Source organism: Paraburkholderia fungorum, from assembly GCF_900099835.1.
GTDB lineage: Bacteria > Pseudomonadota > Gammaproteobacteria > Burkholderiales > Burkholderiaceae > Paraburkholderia > Paraburkholderia fungorum_A.
This window is the reverse complement of sequence record NZ_FNKP01000001.1, coordinates 2,708,921-2,722,296: the sequence shown is the minus strand read 5'-3', so window position 1 is coordinate 2,722,296 and position 13,376 is coordinate 2,708,921. Positions and strand designations below refer to the sequence as shown.

Here is a 13,376-nt window from a genome sequence, read left to right as displayed (position 1 = left end):
ATCGCTACCGATCAATCGCAACTCCGCTGCATTGAGCCGAAGTGGGCGTTAAAGCACTGGTTTTGGGGTGAAAGTGGCGGGTTGTGTGGGGCGGGAGTGGGCTGAGAGCGCTACTTCTGCCGGCAGGTTTGAATGGGGTGGGGGAAGCGTCGTTCAAGCGCTTACTTTTGCCGACAGCTTTGCATGGGGTGTGAGTAAGCGCTAAAGCGCCAACTCACACCGACAGCTTTGCATGGGACCGCAGTAAGCGCTAAAGCGCTAACTGCGGTCGACAGCTTTGCATGGGGTGTGAGTAGGCGCTAAAGCGCCAACTCACACCGACAAAGGAATGGGTATGGATACGCTTCAAAACATGCGCGTATTTGTCCGCGTCGTCGAAGCAGGCAGCTTCACGGGTGCCGCGCAGCACCTGAATACGACGACGGCGTACGCGTCGCGCGCGGTCTCCGATCTGGAAGCGCATTTGCGCACGCGTCTGTTGAACCGCACCACGCGCCGCATCGCGCTGACCGAGGCCGGCGAGCGCTATCTGCAGCGCTGCGAGCAGATCCTCGCGTACGTGGATCAGGCGGAAGCCGAGGCCAGCGACGCGCACGCGCGTCCGTCCGGCAAACTCAAGGTTCACGCAATGACGAGCTTCGGCCAGCACTATGTCGTGCCGGCAGTGGGCCGTTATCAAGAGCGCTATCCGGATGTGCACGTCGAGTTGACGCTCGCGCAGCGCATGCCCGATCTGCTCGACGAAGGTTTCGACGTCTCGCTCACGCTCGCCACCGGCCTGCCGGATTCGGGTCTGGTGTCCCAGCGGCTGGGCAGCGCGTTCAGCATCGCGTGCGCGTCGCCGGCTTATCTGGAGCGGCGCGGCGTGCCGCAAACCCCGGCGGATCTGACGAATCACACGTGCCTGCAAATGGTCACGCCGATTTTTCCGACCGACAAATGGGTGTTCGACGGCCCGAACGGCGAAGAAACCTTCGTGCTCGGAGCGGCCACGTTCCAGGTGAACGTAGCCGAGGCGATGGCCGTGGCGGTGAGCAGCGGCATGGGCGTCGGGCTGATCCCGATCTACTCCGCGATCAGCGGTTTGCGTAGCGGTGAGCTGGTATGGCTGCTGCCCGAATACACGTCGCAGGAGATGAATCTGTACGCGTTGTATCCGTCCCGGCAGTATCTGGACGCGAAAATCCGCACATGGGTCGAGTTTTTGCGCGATGAATTGCCGGCCACGCTCGCCGTGGATCAGGAAGAATTACGCCAGTTTGCGCGTGCCTGAGCCGATGGCGCGACGGACGTCCCGCCAAGGTTGACGCGGCAGCGCGAGGTCGCATGACAGCGTGTTACACAACTGCCGCGTCGCAACATTTCCTTACTTCTCGCGCAGGGTCGATTTGCTAATGTGTCGTTCATGCGCGGCCGCTTCAGCCGGACGCGCCCAGATCGCTGCCGTTCGGCATACCGCAACAAACTGAAGGACGAGGGACACATGGATACGCATCTGATGATCGGCGTGGCTGTCATGTTTGGATTGATCGGAATCGCCGCATCGCGCGACCTGCTGCGCCGCCTGCGCGAACAGCAGCCGCAACTGGTGCCGATCAAGGTCGAGCGCCCGGATGTCCAGGGTCAGCGGCGCGATCGTTGAGTTTGGGTTTGTCTACTCCGTCGCGGCGCCTTCTCCGGTGCCTAGACAGGCAAATGCGTCACGCTATATGAGAAGTTTCTGATCGAAGCCGAGAACTGCGTTCATCGCATTTCTCAATGTTCTCAATGCAGCGCTTCGATCAATCCCGGCTCATCGTTGAGCGTCCGGTCCACCTCGTGACTTACCCGGTGCCAGCGAAAACGGCTGGCGGGCAAACAGGCATCGCGCGCCAGCTGCTCCAGTTCTTCGGGCGATAACGCCGGGTCGAGCCAGCGGCGCGCCGCATCCGGTGAAAATGCCAGCGGACGGCGGCCATGCACGTCGACCAGACCCGCGTCGGCGCTGGCTGTCACGATCACCAGTCCCATCCCCTCCGTTTGCGGTTCCGTGCCGCGCACGCTCGACAACGCCGCCAGATACATCGGCGCATCGTTTTTCAGATGCACGAAGTAGGGCTGTCGTTCCGACGCTTCCTGTTGCGATCGATCCCCATCCACGTCGCTGTCGTTGAACGTGGATTCCACGCGCCATTCGAACCAGCCATCCGCCGGCACCAATACCCGGCCCGTTTTCCACAATTGCTCGAAGTAACGCGCAGTCGGCGCGGCGTCGGCGCGCGCGTTGATGGTTTGCGGCAGATGCTGCTCGCGCGCCCAGTCGGGGCAATATCCCCAGTGGATGGCATGGAGCGTCTGATCCGGATAGATCGCGAGCGGATGCGTGCCAGGCGCGAGGTTATAGCCGGGGCGGCGATCGGCGGCATCGAACAGCATCAGCGGATCGGCGAGGCCGAGGTGGTCGGCGTAAAGACGCGGATCGCGGTACTGGCTGATTCGACCACACATGCGCGACCTCCGTGGATGACCGACGACGCCAGCCTAATCCGCTCGCCCGCGTCGCGCTACCCGGACCGGCACCAGGCCGGCGCTAGATTTCGACGACCTTATCCCACGCGAACAGCGGATTCTCCGGCTGCCCGGTGCGCCGGTCGAGATAGCCGCGCGGATTGCACACCACGCGCGTGCCGTTCACGGTGTAGTCGAACGAAGTATGGGTGTGGCCGTGAATCCACAGCGCGACCGGCTCGTGCACCAGTTCCGGCAAATGACTGACGAAACCGGCTGACACGCGGTCTTCGGCATACCGTTCAGCGAGACTCAGCCGATGCGGCGCGTGATGCGTGACGACGATGGTCTTGCCGCCGAACGGCTTCGCCAGTTCGCCTTCCAGCCAAGCGCGCGCGTGGCGGTGCAGCGCGAGCGAATCGTCGGGGGAGAAATCGCGGGTGGCGTCGCGGGTATCGTGCGGCCAGTTCATCTGGATCAGCCCTTTGAAATCGAGCATGACCCGCCGCGATGCGTCGATCGATCCGGCCAGAGCCTGCGGGTTCGATCCATATAGCGCGAAGTCGGTCCACAAAGTCGTGCCGAGCACGCGCCATTCGCCGTGCGGATCGACCAGCGCCGCGTTATTCAGCACATGAACGTTGTCGACCTGCGCCCCCGCGTCGTAGAGCGCCGTTTCGAGCGCGCCGAATTCGCCGTCGTAATACTCGTGATTGCCCGGCACGTAGACCACCGGCACGGCGCCGTCGAAGGTTTGCGCCGCCCAACGCGGCCCGGCCGCGTGATTGTGGATGTCGCCGGCCAGCACGATCAGATCGGCGTGCGCGTGCGGCACCAGCTCGGGTTCGTCGTTTTCCAGATGCAGATCGGACAGCACTCGAATCTTCACGAAGACGGCTCCTGCAACGGCCTCCGCGCGGGGCAGCGGAGGCTCTTCAGATACCTAGCGTAGCACCTTGCCCGGGTTCATCAGGTTTAGCGGATCGAGCGCGTGTTTGACGGCGCGCATCATTTGCACCTCGACGTCCTGCTTGTAATGCGCGGCCTCGTCGATCTTCAACTGACCCAGCCCGTGCTCGGCGCTGATGCTGCCGCGATGCGCATGCACGTTGTCGTAGACGATCTTGTTGATCGGGCTCTGGTACTGCTTGAGGAACGTCTTCGCGTCGACGCCTTCGGGCGCCTGCACGTTGTAGTGCAGATTGCCGTCGCCCAGATGCCCGAACGTCACCATGCGCGCGCCCGGCGCGGCTTGCGCGACCGCCGCGTCAGTGGCCTCGATAAAGTGACCGATGCGCGAGATCGGCACCGAGATATCGTGCTTGATGTTCAAACCTTCCTCGGCTTGCGCGAGCGGAATATGCTCGCGCAAATTCCAGAACGCCTGCGACTGCGTAAGGTTTTCCGCGACCACCGCGTCTTCCACGAGCCCTTTTTCGAGCGCCGTTTCCATCAGACGCTCAAACAGCGCGCGTGCGTGTTCCTCGCTTTCGCTGTCCGACAATTCGAGCAGCACGACCTGCGCATGCGATCCGGCGAATGGATAACGCATCTGCTCGAAATGCCGGCCGACCAGCCGTAGACAGAAATCCGACATCAGTTCGAAGCCAGTGAGCAGCGGCCCGGCGACACTTTGCGTGAGCGACAGAAAATCGAGCGCCGCGTGGGGCGACGCCAGCGCGGCGAGCGCCGTAACACGCGCGGCAGGTTGCGGATGCAGCTTGAGCACGGCTGCGGTGATGATGCCGAGCGTGCCTTCCGCGCCGATGAACAGGTCGCGCAGATCGTAGCCCGTGTTGTCCTTGCGCAGTCCGCGCAGCCCGTCCCACAACTCGCCTTGCGGCGTGACCACTTCGAGGCCCAGACACAGTTCGCGTGTGTTGCCGTAGCGCAGCACACCGGTGCCTCCCGCGTTGGTCGCGAGATTGCCGCCGATCGTGCAGCTGCCTTCGGCGGCGAGGCTCAACGGGAACAGCCGGCCGGCTTCCTCCGCGTGCCTTTGCACGTCGGCGAGAATCACGCCGGCTTCGACGGTGATCGTGTTGTTATGCGGATCGATGTCACGCACGCGATTCAGGCGCCGCAAGCTGACGACCGCCTGCGCGCCGCTCGCGTCGGGAGTGGCGCCGCCGGCGAGACCCGTGTTGCCGCCTTGCGGCACCAGTGCGACGCGATGCCCGGCCGCGAGTTTGACGAGCGCCGCGACTTCAGCGGGCGTGCCGGGGCAGAGCACCGCACAGGCCGCGCCGGTGTAGCGGCGGCGCCAGTCGGTGAGATACGGGGCGGTGTCGTGCGGATCGGTCAGCACCTGGGCTGCACCGATGGTGTCGCGGCAGGTGTCGAGGAAAGCGGTCTGGGTCATGATGGTCGGTCAGCGGATAGGGGCTGCGGATCTGGCGAATGGTTGGGTGGGGCGCGCGGCTGTCATCGGGCTGCGTCTGACGGTCGAGCGGGCGATGCGCCGGGGGCGTTGCCGTTGTCGTTGTCGGCGGTCGGGCGAGATGCTGCCAGCGTTGTTTCGGCGCTTGTTGCGTGAGATGCAGCGCGCGCCGTGGTATGTGCTCCGGCTTGTTGCGCATCCTCTTCCGCCGGGTGTCCGCTGGCCTGCGAAGCCGATTGCCCGTCGGCCTGTGAGGTCGCCTGTGACGTATTCGGCAAAGCCGTGTCTGAAGCCTTCCGTTTCGTAGCCCGTTTGGCTGCTCGCTTGAACGGCCCGACATATGCCAGCGTGCAGACGAAAAACACCACCGCAAGCGCCGCCTGCAACCAGCCCAGACGCGCACTCAGGCCACGATCGCTCCAGCCGCGCACGACGCCCTCGGCGAAATACAGCAGGATCAGCATCGACGCCCATTGCAGCGTGTAAAGCCGCCGCCGCCAGACGCCCGGCAATGCGAGCACGAGCGGCACGGCCTTGAGCACGAGCGCCGACCCTCCCGGACGCAACGGCGCGAGCCACCATTCCCACGCTACGGACAGAACGATCAGCGCAATCAACGCAGCGCTCGCCCCGAGCGCGGCAACCGGGTTGGCCCGAACCGGCACAGCGGCGGCGCGCAGCGACGCCTTCATCGCGGAATTCGCATCCGGCGTGCTGGTTGATTCGACGTCCGGCCCGGTGCTCACGGCCTTTCGCTCATGGACGCTGCCGTGCGCGCGACGCGTGCGCCGAGTGCGATGGCGAGGTTTTTTTCGTCCGCGGAAATGCCCTGGCCAGCCGTGCCCGCACGCGCGAAATGTGACGCGCCGTATGGTGTGCCGCCGGTTTGCGTGGTGCTCAACGCGCTCTCCGTGTACGGGATGCCGACAATCAGCATGCCGTGATGCAGAAGCGGCAGCATCATCGAGAGCAAGGTGGATTCCTGGCCGCCGTGCAGACTGCCCGTGGACGTGAACACGCAACCAGGCTTGCCGGACAGTGCGCCCGAAAGCCATTGCGGCGTGGTGCCGTCGAGAAAGTATTTGAGCGACGCCGCCATGTTGCCGAAGCGGGTGGGCGAGCCGAGCGCGAGACCCGCGCACTCTTCCAGATCGCGCAACTCGACGTAGGGCGGCCCTTCGGCCGGAATGTCCGGCTGGGTCGCTTCGCAGACGGTGGAAACCGGCGGCACCGTGCGCACGCGCGCCTGCATGCCGGGGACGCTGTCGACGCCGTGCGCGATCGCCAGCGCAAGCTCGCGCGTGGCGCCGTGACGGCTGTAATAGAGCACGAGAATGTCTTTCATAGGCCTCATCGGTGAACGGGTATTATAGGGGCTGGGTCCGCGCGAGAGGCCACTGCAAGCCATTCGTAGCCATTCGGCCAGGTCCGGCCGGGGTCGTGAAATAAGTCCTGAAACACCGGTTCAGAAAGCAAGGAGGTGGGTTTGTTGTCCAGGGTGCGTTTTGATCTTGACACGCTCAAACGGCTCGCGCGGTTTGCTGCGCAGCGTATTAGCGAAGACCGCATTCCGCAGGTGGCCGGCAGTCTCACGTTCACAGCAATGCTCGCGCTCGTGCCACTTGCCACGGTGGCGTTCGCGCTGTTCACCGCCTTCCCGATTTTCAGCTCCTTCCAACAGTCGCTGCAGTTTTTTCTCGCCGACCATCTGATGCCGGAGCAGCTGAACAGTCAGATTTTCAAATATCTGAACCAGTTTGCGTCGAAGGCGAAAGGGCTGACCACGATCGGCATGATCCTGCTGTTTCTCACGGCAGTGATGACCATGATGACCGTCGAGTCCGCGTTCAATGTGATCTGGCGGGTGCGCAAGGCGCGGCCCATCGCGCAGCGCATTCTCGTGTACTGGGCAATCATCACGCTGGGTCCGCTGCTGATCGGCGTGAGTCTGTCGATTTCCTCGTACGTGTTCACGCAATCCATGACGTTCACGGCGGCGCAGCGCATGACGCCGGTCATCGAGTGGGCGCTCACAGGCGCGGCGCTTCCGCTTACCGCGGTGGCTTTCACGATTCTTTATGTGTATCTGCCGAACTGCCGGGTGCAGTGGCGTGATGCGGTAATCGGCGGCGTTACCGCAGCGATCGCTTTCGAGTTGGCGAAGCGCGGTTTCGGCTATTACGTGCGGCGTATTCCGACTTATACGGCGGTGTACGGTGCGTTCGCCGCCGTCCCGTTGTTCCTGTTGTGGATGTATCTGTGCTGGTTCATTACGCTGGCGGGCGCGATGATCGCATCGGCATTGCCGGCTATTCGCATCGGTCAGTTTCATCGGCCCACGTTCGAGGGCAGCAATCTGTTCGATTCGCTCGAATTGCTCGCGCGGCTCTCGGAAGCGCGCGACGCCGGCAAGCGCGGCTACACGATGCCCGAGCTTGCGCGCATGCTTCGCCGCGATATGGACATCACGGTGAATCTGCTGCAGAAACTCGAGGAGATCGAATGGATCGCGCGTCTGGAAGAAGACGGCGCACGTCCGCATTTTCTGTTGCTGGCGAATCCGGCGCAGATCACGGTGGAACAGTTGTTCGACCTGTTCATCGTCGATCGCGCAGAGCTTCAGTATCAGCTCGAACTCGAATCGACACGGGTGGATAGCGGGACGCTTTTAACCGCGCTCGACAACGACAGGTTGAAGGTGACGCTGGCCGCGTTACTGGCGGCGCGCGCGACGGCTCGCGCGGCACGCACTGGCGAAAGTGAACCCGCTGAAACTACGATGCCGCATCAAACGGCGTGATGCGATTTGAGATTTGCCAGGGGCGCTACGCAACGCTCGACTGCAAAACAGTCGGACCAGGCAAAACAGGCGGCCTGTCCACAAGCCGCCGCAAAACTACAACGAAATCCTGCCGACGCAAATGTCCTTGAACATTACCCAGTCGCCCATCAGGCTGTAAAGCGGATGACGGAAGGTGGCCGGCCGGTTTTTCTCGAAGAAGAAATGGCCGACCCACGCAAAGCCGTATCCGCAGATAACGGCCGCCGGTAGCCACAGCCAGTCGCCGGTGGCGAGCGCCATCGCGAGACAGCCGATCACGCCGAGCGACCCGACGAAATGCAGCCGCCGCGACACGAGGTTGCGATGCTCGCTCAGGTAGTACGGATAGAACTCCGCGAAACTTGCGAAGTGATCGGTATGTGCGGTTTGAGCCATGACGGCCTCCGTATGGACGCTTTTCTACGCTGTTACCCGTCGCTCCCAGTTGCTTCAACACATGTCGGATGCGTGACGCATCTGGTTGAAACAGAACGGGTTTGAGCCATTGTGCGGCTATCGGGCCAGGTGCGCAACCTGGCCATCCGGCTAATGGCGCGGCTCATTCAACGTAGATATCCTGAGCACTCGCCGGCCCTTTATTTCGCTTCCCTGAACGGGCGGGAAGCCAGGCTGAAGAGGGCGTCGAGCGTGGCGTCGGGTTGCTCGGTCATCAACGCGTGGCCCGCGTCGAGTGTGAGCGTGTCGACCGCAACGCCGGCCTGGGCAAGCGTGTCGGCGACTGCTTTGGCGGCGCGTGGCGGAGTCATCGCGTCGCGCCTTCCGACGATCAGCCGCGTGGCGCAGCGCACCTGAGCGGCGCGGGCGAGGCCGTCCGCGTAGGTGTTGCAGGCAGTGAAGTCGATATGGAACAGGTGCGGTTCGCCGCTTGCCGACACACGTTCCATCAGGCGCTGGTTCATGCCGTGCAGCCAGAAGCCGGGACCGGGAGAGGAGGGCTTGGCGGCGAGCGTCGAATGCGACCATTGGTTGACCATGCCGATCGCATCCGCTTCACGATTCAGCGCGGCGTCGAGCAATGCATCGGAAACGGCCATCGGCACTGCGGTCGCTAGCAGCGCGAGGTGCGTAACGCGCTGCGGATAGCGGCCGGCGAAGTCGAGCGCGATCAGCGAACCCATGCTGTGTCCGGCGACGAACGCGCGTTTCACGCCGGCGGCATCGAGTAGCGCGGCCAGCCAGTCGGCCATGTCTGCCACGGTGGTTAGCGCCGGGCCGTCGCTGCGGCAATGGCCAGGCAGGTCGACGGCGAGCACGCTGAAGCCGTGGTGCGCGAAATAGCGGCTTTGCAGCGCCCACACGCTGTGATCGTGCTCGGCGCCGTGGATGAATACCGCCGTCGGCAGGCTTGCATCGAACGGTTTGCCGCCGGTGTAGGCGTACGTGGCTTTGTGTTGAACGGTGAGGATCATGCAGACTCCGGGCGGGTCTGGGGCGCGGCGCCAGCGGGTTTTTGTGTCGCCTTCTGCGCCACCTTCAGCGCGCGCTTGAGGTCGTCGATCAGATCGTCCGGGTCTTCGAGGCCGATCGACAGACGGATCGTGCCTTCGGCAATGCCCGCGGCGGAGAGCGCGGCGGCGTCCATCCGGAAGTGCGTCGTCGATGCGGGGTGAATCACGAGCGAGCGCGCGTCGCCGACATTCGCCAGGTGCGAGAACAGCGACAACGCTTCGATGAAGCTGCGTCCGGCCGCACGGTCGCCGCGCAGATTGAAGCTGAACACGGCCCCGGCGCCGCGCGGCAGCAGTCGTTGCGCGAGTGCGTGGTCGGGGTGCGTCGGCAATTCCGGGTACGCAACGCTTTCGACCGCGGTGTGAGCGGCCAGAAATTCGACCACACGACGTGTGTTCGCGACGTGCCGCTCCATCCGCAACGGCAACGTCTCGATGCCTTGCAGCAATTGCCATGCGGCCTGTGGATGCAGGCAGGCACCGAAGTCGCGCAGACCCTCGCGGCGCGCGCGCAGCAGGAACGGCGCGACGGTGCTTTCCTCGGTGAACACCATGCCGTGAAAGCCGTCGTAGGGCTCGGTGAATTCGGGGAAGCGCCCCGACGCGTCGAAGTCGAACGTACCGCCGTCCACCAGCACGCCGCCGATCGTCGTCCCGTGTCCGCCGAGGAATTTGGTCGCCGAGTGATAAACGAAATCGGCACCGTGTTCGAACGGTTTGAGCAGCCACGGCGTCGTGAAAGTCGAGTCGACCAGTAACGGCACGCGGTGCTCGTGCGCGATCTGGGCGACGGCGGCGATGTCGAGCACATCGAGGCCCGGGTTGCCTAGCGTCTCGCCGAACAGCAGTCGCGTATTGGGACGCAGCGCGGCACGCCATGCGTCGTGGTCGCCGGGTTTGACAAAGGTCGTCTCGATGCCAAAGCGTCGCAGTGTGTAGTGCAGCAGGTTATGCGAGCCGCCGTACAACGCGCTGGACGCGACGATGTGCGAGCCAGCGCCCATCAGCGTCACGATGGCCAGATGCAAGGCCGCCTGGCCGCTGGCCGTACCGATTGCACCCGCGCCGTTTTCGAGTGCGGCGACGCGTTCCTCGAATACGGCGACGGTCGGGTTCGAGATCCGCGAATAAACGTGACCGGCGCGCTCCATGTTGAAGAGCGCGGCGGCGTGATCCGAATCGCGAAACGAGAACGATGTGGTCTGGTAAATCGGCGTGGCGCGTGCGCCGGTGGCGGGGTCGGGGGCGGCGCCGGCATGCAGCGCAAGCGTATCGAAACGGTTGGCGGACATCGTGGACGGCGGGGCCACGAGCGGCCTCGCGAAGGGTGAAAGTGGCGGCCATGCTATCACCGGCATCGGCGGCTTCAAGCGCGGTTTTCCCGAGGCACGGGCGCGAAACAATGCGGTTTGCCGCCCGCGGATGCCCGCTGCGCCTTGGTGGGCGGGCCGCTTTCCTTTTACGGGCCTTTCCGCTAGGATCGAAAATCATTCATTGCATTGCCAGCTAGCGGGTATCACGGAGACAGATCATGCGAGTCAGCGACATTCTTAAAGTCAAAGGCAACACCCTTTTCACGGTCACACCGGATACCACGCTGCACGAAGCCGTCAATGCGATGGCCGAGCACGACATCGGCTCGCTGGTGGTGATGGAATACGGCGATCTGGTCGGCATGCTGACGTTCCGCGAAATCATTCAGACGCTCAGCAAGAACGGCGGCAGCGTCGGCACTTCCACGATTCGCAAGGTCATGGACGACCACCCGCTCACCTGCACGCCGGAAACGGACGTCAACGAAGTGCGCCGCATGATGCTCGAGCATCACGTGCGTTATCTGCCGGTGCTCGAAAGCCGCACGCTGATGGGCGTGATCTCGTTCTACGACGTTGCGAAGGCGGTGGTCGAGGAGCAGGGTTTCGAAAACCGCATGCTCAAGGCATATATCCGCGATTGGCCGGAAGAGCAGCAGGAACAGCAACCGGCGCGTTAATGTCCGGTCACTTACCGGCGCGCTCGGGCCATGGCCGTGAGCGCGAAAATGCAGCCAGGGCGTGCGCGAAAGCGCGCGCTTTTTTGTGTCCGCTCGCACGGCGCGCGGTATGAAAGCATCGATGCGCGACGCGCGAGTTTGCCTCGCGAATCGGCCGTCACCCGTTCAGGGTAAATCGCGTTTACGTGGCGTCGGCCACTGCGCTTCTACCGCTTACGTCCGCGTTGTTCTTCTGGTCTAACTTTCCACTTCATGAGCGATCGCCCGTTACCCGCCGCCCGTCGCGCCACCCACGCGCAAGAGGCGCACGAATCGCAGTTCCGGCTGCTCGGTCAGCGCCGTTTCGCGCCGTTTTTCTGGACCCAGTTTCTCGGCGCGATGAACGACAACGTGTTCAAGATCGGCTTCACGTCGCTCGTCACGTATCAGGCGGCACGCTTTTCGGGCGTCGATCCGGCCACTGCCGCGTTCCTGATTTCGGCGATTTTCATCCTGCCGTTCGTGCTGCTGTCGGCCACTTCCGGCCAGATCGCCGACAAGTACGACAAGGCGATGCTCACGCGCTTCGTCAAGACCTTCGAAATTGCGGTGATGCTGATCGGCGGCGCGGGTTTCTGGCTGCATAGCGCACCGCTGCTGTACTTGTGCACGTTTCTGATGGGCGTCCACTCGACCGTATTCGGCCCGGTCAAGTACTCGTATCTGCCGCAGCATCTGTCGAAACCGGAGCTGGTGGGCGGCAACGGGCTGGTCGAGATGGGCACGTTCGTCGCGATTCTGGTCGGCACCATCATCGGCGGTGCGGGGGCGGGGCTGGTCGAGCACGGCGCGGTCGTGCTGGCCTGCGCGTGCGTCGCGATTGCGCTGATCGGCCGTGTCGCATCGAACTTCGTGCCGGTCACGCCCGCGCCGCAGCCCGATCTGCGCATCAACTGGAATCCGTTCAGCGAGACGTGGCGCAATCTGAAGCTCGCGCGCGAAAACCGTACCGTGTTCCTGAGCCTGCTCGGCATTTCGTGGCTGTGGTTTATCGGCGCGACGTTTTTGTCGTCGTTTTTCAGTTTCGCGAAGAACGTGCTGTCGGCGAATCCGGATGTCGTGACCGTCCTGCTCGGCACGTTCTCGTTCGGCATCGGGCTGGGGTCGCTGCTGTGCGAAAAGCTCTCCAAGCGGCGCATCGAAATCGGTCTCGTGCCGCTCGGCTCGATCGGCATGAGCGTATTCGCGATCGACCTGTTTTTCGCGAGCCACGCATTGCCGCCGGGAGGGCATCTGCTGAGCGTCGGCGAATTTATGGCGCGGCCCGCGCATTGGCGTGTGCTGGCCGACCTGTTTCTGCTCGCGATGTTCGGCGGCTTTTACAGCGTGCCGCTTTACGCGTTGATCCAGAGCCGCAGCCAGCCGAGCCACCGGGCGCGCATCATCGCCGCGAACAATATTCTGAATTCGCTGTTCATGATCGTTTCGTCGCTGATGGCGATCGGCCTGACGGCGGCGGGCTTTAGCATTCCGGCGATTTTTCTCGTCACCGCGTTGCTGAACATCGTCGTGGCGACCTATATCTATTCGCTGGTGCCGGAGTTTCTGCTGCGCTTTATCGCGTGGATGCTGGTGCACACGTTTTACCGGATCCGGCTGGTGCATGCAGAGCGGATTCCCGAGGAGGGCGCGGCCGTGCTCGTGTGCAACCACGTGAGTTTCGTCGATGCCATCGTCATCATGGCCGAGAGCCCGCGACCGATCCGTTTCGTGATGGATCACCAGATTTTTAAATCGCCGTTCGCGGGCTGGGTGTTCCGTCACGCGAAGGCGATTCCGATCGCCCCGGCGCATCAGGACGCGGCGCTGCTCGCGCAGGCCTATGAGCGCTGCGCGCAGGCGCTCGCCGAGGGTGAGCTGGTTTGCATTTTCCCGGAAGGCAAGCTCACGCGGACGGGCGAAATGAACCCGTTCCGTCACGGCGTGACTGAGATTATCAAACGGACGCCGGCGCCGGTCATTCCGATGGCGCTGCGCGGCTTGTGGGGCAGCGTGTTCTCGCGGGCGAACGACGCGCGCTGGCCGCGGCCGATCCAGAAGGGAGTGATGAGCAGGTTGAGCCTTGCCGTGGGCGAGCCGATTGATCCCGCGCAGGCGACGCCTGAGAAGTTGCAGGAGATCGTGACTGAGTTGCGCGGCGCGCGGAAGTGACGGGGCGGGTGCGGCTGGTGAGTGCCGTTGCCGGGC

Annotated in this window: 12 protein-coding genes and 1 pseudogene; 5 read left to right on the top strand and 8 right to left on the bottom strand. The window is 63.6% G+C overall.

Annotation, left to right across the window (positions count from 1 at the left end; translation table 11 throughout):
* Nucleotides 1–334 precede the first annotated feature (334 nt).
* On the top strand, nucleotides 335–1,273 hold the full coding sequence (locus BLS41_RS11945; RefSeq protein WP_074764713.1) for a LysR family transcriptional regulator: 939 nt from the start codon (nucleotides 335–337) through the stop codon (nucleotides 1,271–1,273).
* Between the two features lie 210 nt (nucleotides 1,274–1,483).
* A complete protein-coding gene (locus tag BLS41_RS39005) occupies nucleotides 1,484–1,642 on the top strand; it encodes a hypothetical protein (RefSeq protein WP_171910225.1) in 159 nt (52 codons plus the stop codon).
* A gap of 122 nt (nucleotides 1,643–1,764) precedes the next feature.
* Here BLS41_RS39005 and BLS41_RS11935 read toward each other — a convergent pair whose 3' ends face one another.
* From BLS41_RS11935 to wrbA, 5 genes and pseudogenes are all read right to left on the bottom strand, one after another.
* A complete protein-coding gene (locus BLS41_RS11935) occupies nucleotides 1,765–2,487 on the bottom strand; it encodes an SOS response-associated peptidase (RefSeq protein ID WP_074764709.1) in 723 nt (240 codons plus the stop codon).
* Nucleotides 2,488–2,569: 82 nt separating this feature from the next.
* Entirely contained in the window at nucleotides 2,570–3,376 is an 807-nt protein-coding gene (locus BLS41_RS11930) for a metallophosphoesterase (RefSeq protein ID WP_074764707.1), read from the bottom strand.
* Between the two features lie 54 nt (nucleotides 3,377–3,430).
* Complete coding sequence (locus tag BLS41_RS11925; protein WP_074764705.1) at nucleotides 3,431–4,849, bottom strand: FAD-binding oxidoreductase; 1,419 nt, start codon at nucleotides 4,847–4,849, stop codon at nucleotides 3,431–3,433.
* A 296-nt stretch (nucleotides 4,850–5,145) separates the two neighbouring features.
* Nucleotides 5,146–5,559, bottom strand: a pseudogene (locus tag BLS41_RS39575) (DUF2069 domain-containing protein); the annotation flags it as partial.
* A gap of 50 nt (nucleotides 5,560–5,609) precedes the next feature.
* Entirely contained in the window at nucleotides 5,610–6,212 is a 603-nt protein-coding gene (wrbA, locus tag BLS41_RS11915; protein WP_074764703.1) for an NAD(P)H:quinone oxidoreductase, read from the bottom strand.
* A gap of 141 nt (nucleotides 6,213–6,353) precedes the next feature.
* On the opposite strand from wrbA, the gene BLS41_RS11910 reads away from it, so the two are divergent.
* Nucleotides 6,354–7,667, top strand: a complete 1,314-nt coding sequence (locus BLS41_RS11910) for a YihY family inner membrane protein (RefSeq protein ID WP_083379959.1) — start codon at nucleotides 6,354–6,356, stop codon at nucleotides 7,665–7,667.
* 96 nt (nucleotides 7,668–7,763) lie between these two features.
* Here BLS41_RS11910 and BLS41_RS11905 read toward each other — a convergent pair whose 3' ends face one another.
* The 3 genes from BLS41_RS11905 to BLS41_RS11895 form a co-directional block, all read right to left on the bottom strand.
* Nucleotides 7,764–8,084: an Mpo1-like protein gene (locus BLS41_RS11905; RefSeq protein ID WP_074764701.1), complete on the bottom strand. Its 321-nt coding sequence runs from the start codon at nucleotides 8,082–8,084 to the stop codon at nucleotides 7,764–7,766.
* A 200-nt stretch (nucleotides 8,085–8,284) separates the two neighbouring features.
* On the bottom strand, nucleotides 8,285–9,118 hold the full coding sequence (locus BLS41_RS11900) for an alpha/beta fold hydrolase (RefSeq protein ID WP_074764699.1): 834 nt from the start codon (nucleotides 9,116–9,118) through the stop codon (nucleotides 8,285–8,287).
* Nucleotides 9,115–10,449 (bottom strand): O-acetylhomoserine aminocarboxypropyltransferase, encoded by a 1,335-nt coding sequence (locus BLS41_RS11895; RefSeq protein ID WP_074766481.1) that lies wholly within the window; start codon nucleotides 10,447–10,449, stop codon nucleotides 9,115–9,117. Before BLS41_RS11895 ends, BLS41_RS11900 begins: the two co-directional genes overlap by 4 nt.
* A 239-nt stretch (nucleotides 10,450–10,688) precedes the next feature.
* On the opposite strand from BLS41_RS11895, the gene BLS41_RS11890 reads away from it, so the two are divergent.
* On the top strand, nucleotides 10,689–11,150 hold the full coding sequence (locus BLS41_RS11890; RefSeq protein ID WP_074764697.1) for a CBS domain-containing protein: 462 nt from the start codon (nucleotides 10,689–10,691) through the stop codon (nucleotides 11,148–11,150).
* Nucleotides 11,151–11,402: 252 nt separating this feature from the next.
* Complete coding sequence (locus BLS41_RS11885) at nucleotides 11,403–13,340, top strand: MFS transporter (protein ID WP_074764695.1); 1,938 nt, start codon at nucleotides 11,403–11,405, stop codon at nucleotides 13,338–13,340.
* The last annotated feature ends 36 nt before the right edge of the window (nucleotides 13,341–13,376 follow it).

Excerpts from the sequence above, each read along its gene's own strand:
- BLS41_RS11900 (WP_074764699.1), bottom strand. The coding sequence starts at position 9,118 with ATGATCCTCACCGTTCAACACAAAGCCACGTACGCCTACACCGGCGGC.
- BLS41_RS11925 (WP_074764705.1), bottom strand. The coding sequence starts at position 4,849 with ATGACCCAGACCGCTTTCCTCGACACCTGCCGCGACACCATCGGTGCA.
- wrbA (WP_074764703.1), bottom strand. The coding sequence starts at position 6,212 with ATGAAAGACATTCTCGTGCTCTATTACAGCCGTCACGGCGCCACGCGC.
- BLS41_RS39005 (WP_171910225.1), top strand. The coding sequence starts at position 1,484 with ATGGATACGCATCTGATGATCGGCGTGGCTGTCATGTTTGGATTGATC.
- BLS41_RS11945 (WP_074764713.1), top strand. The coding sequence starts at position 335 with ATGGATACGCTTCAAAACATGCGCGTATTTGTCCGCGTCGTCGAAGCA.
- BLS41_RS11885 (WP_074764695.1), top strand. The coding sequence starts at position 11,403 with ATGAGCGATCGCCCGTTACCCGCCGCCCGTCGCGCCACCCACGCGCAA.
- BLS41_RS11935 (WP_074764709.1), bottom strand. The coding sequence starts at position 2,487 with ATGTGTGGTCGAATCAGCCAGTACCGCGATCCGCGTCTTTACGCCGAC.
- BLS41_RS11895 (WP_074766481.1), bottom strand. The coding sequence starts at position 10,449 with ATGTCCGCCAACCGTTTCGATACGCTTGCGCTGCATGCCGGCGCCGCC.
- BLS41_RS11905 (WP_074764701.1), bottom strand. The coding sequence starts at position 8,084 with ATGGCTCAAACCGCACATACCGATCACTTCGCAAGTTTCGCGGAGTTC.
- BLS41_RS11890 (WP_074764697.1), top strand. The coding sequence starts at position 10,689 with ATGCGAGTCAGCGACATTCTTAAAGTCAAAGGCAACACCCTTTTCACG.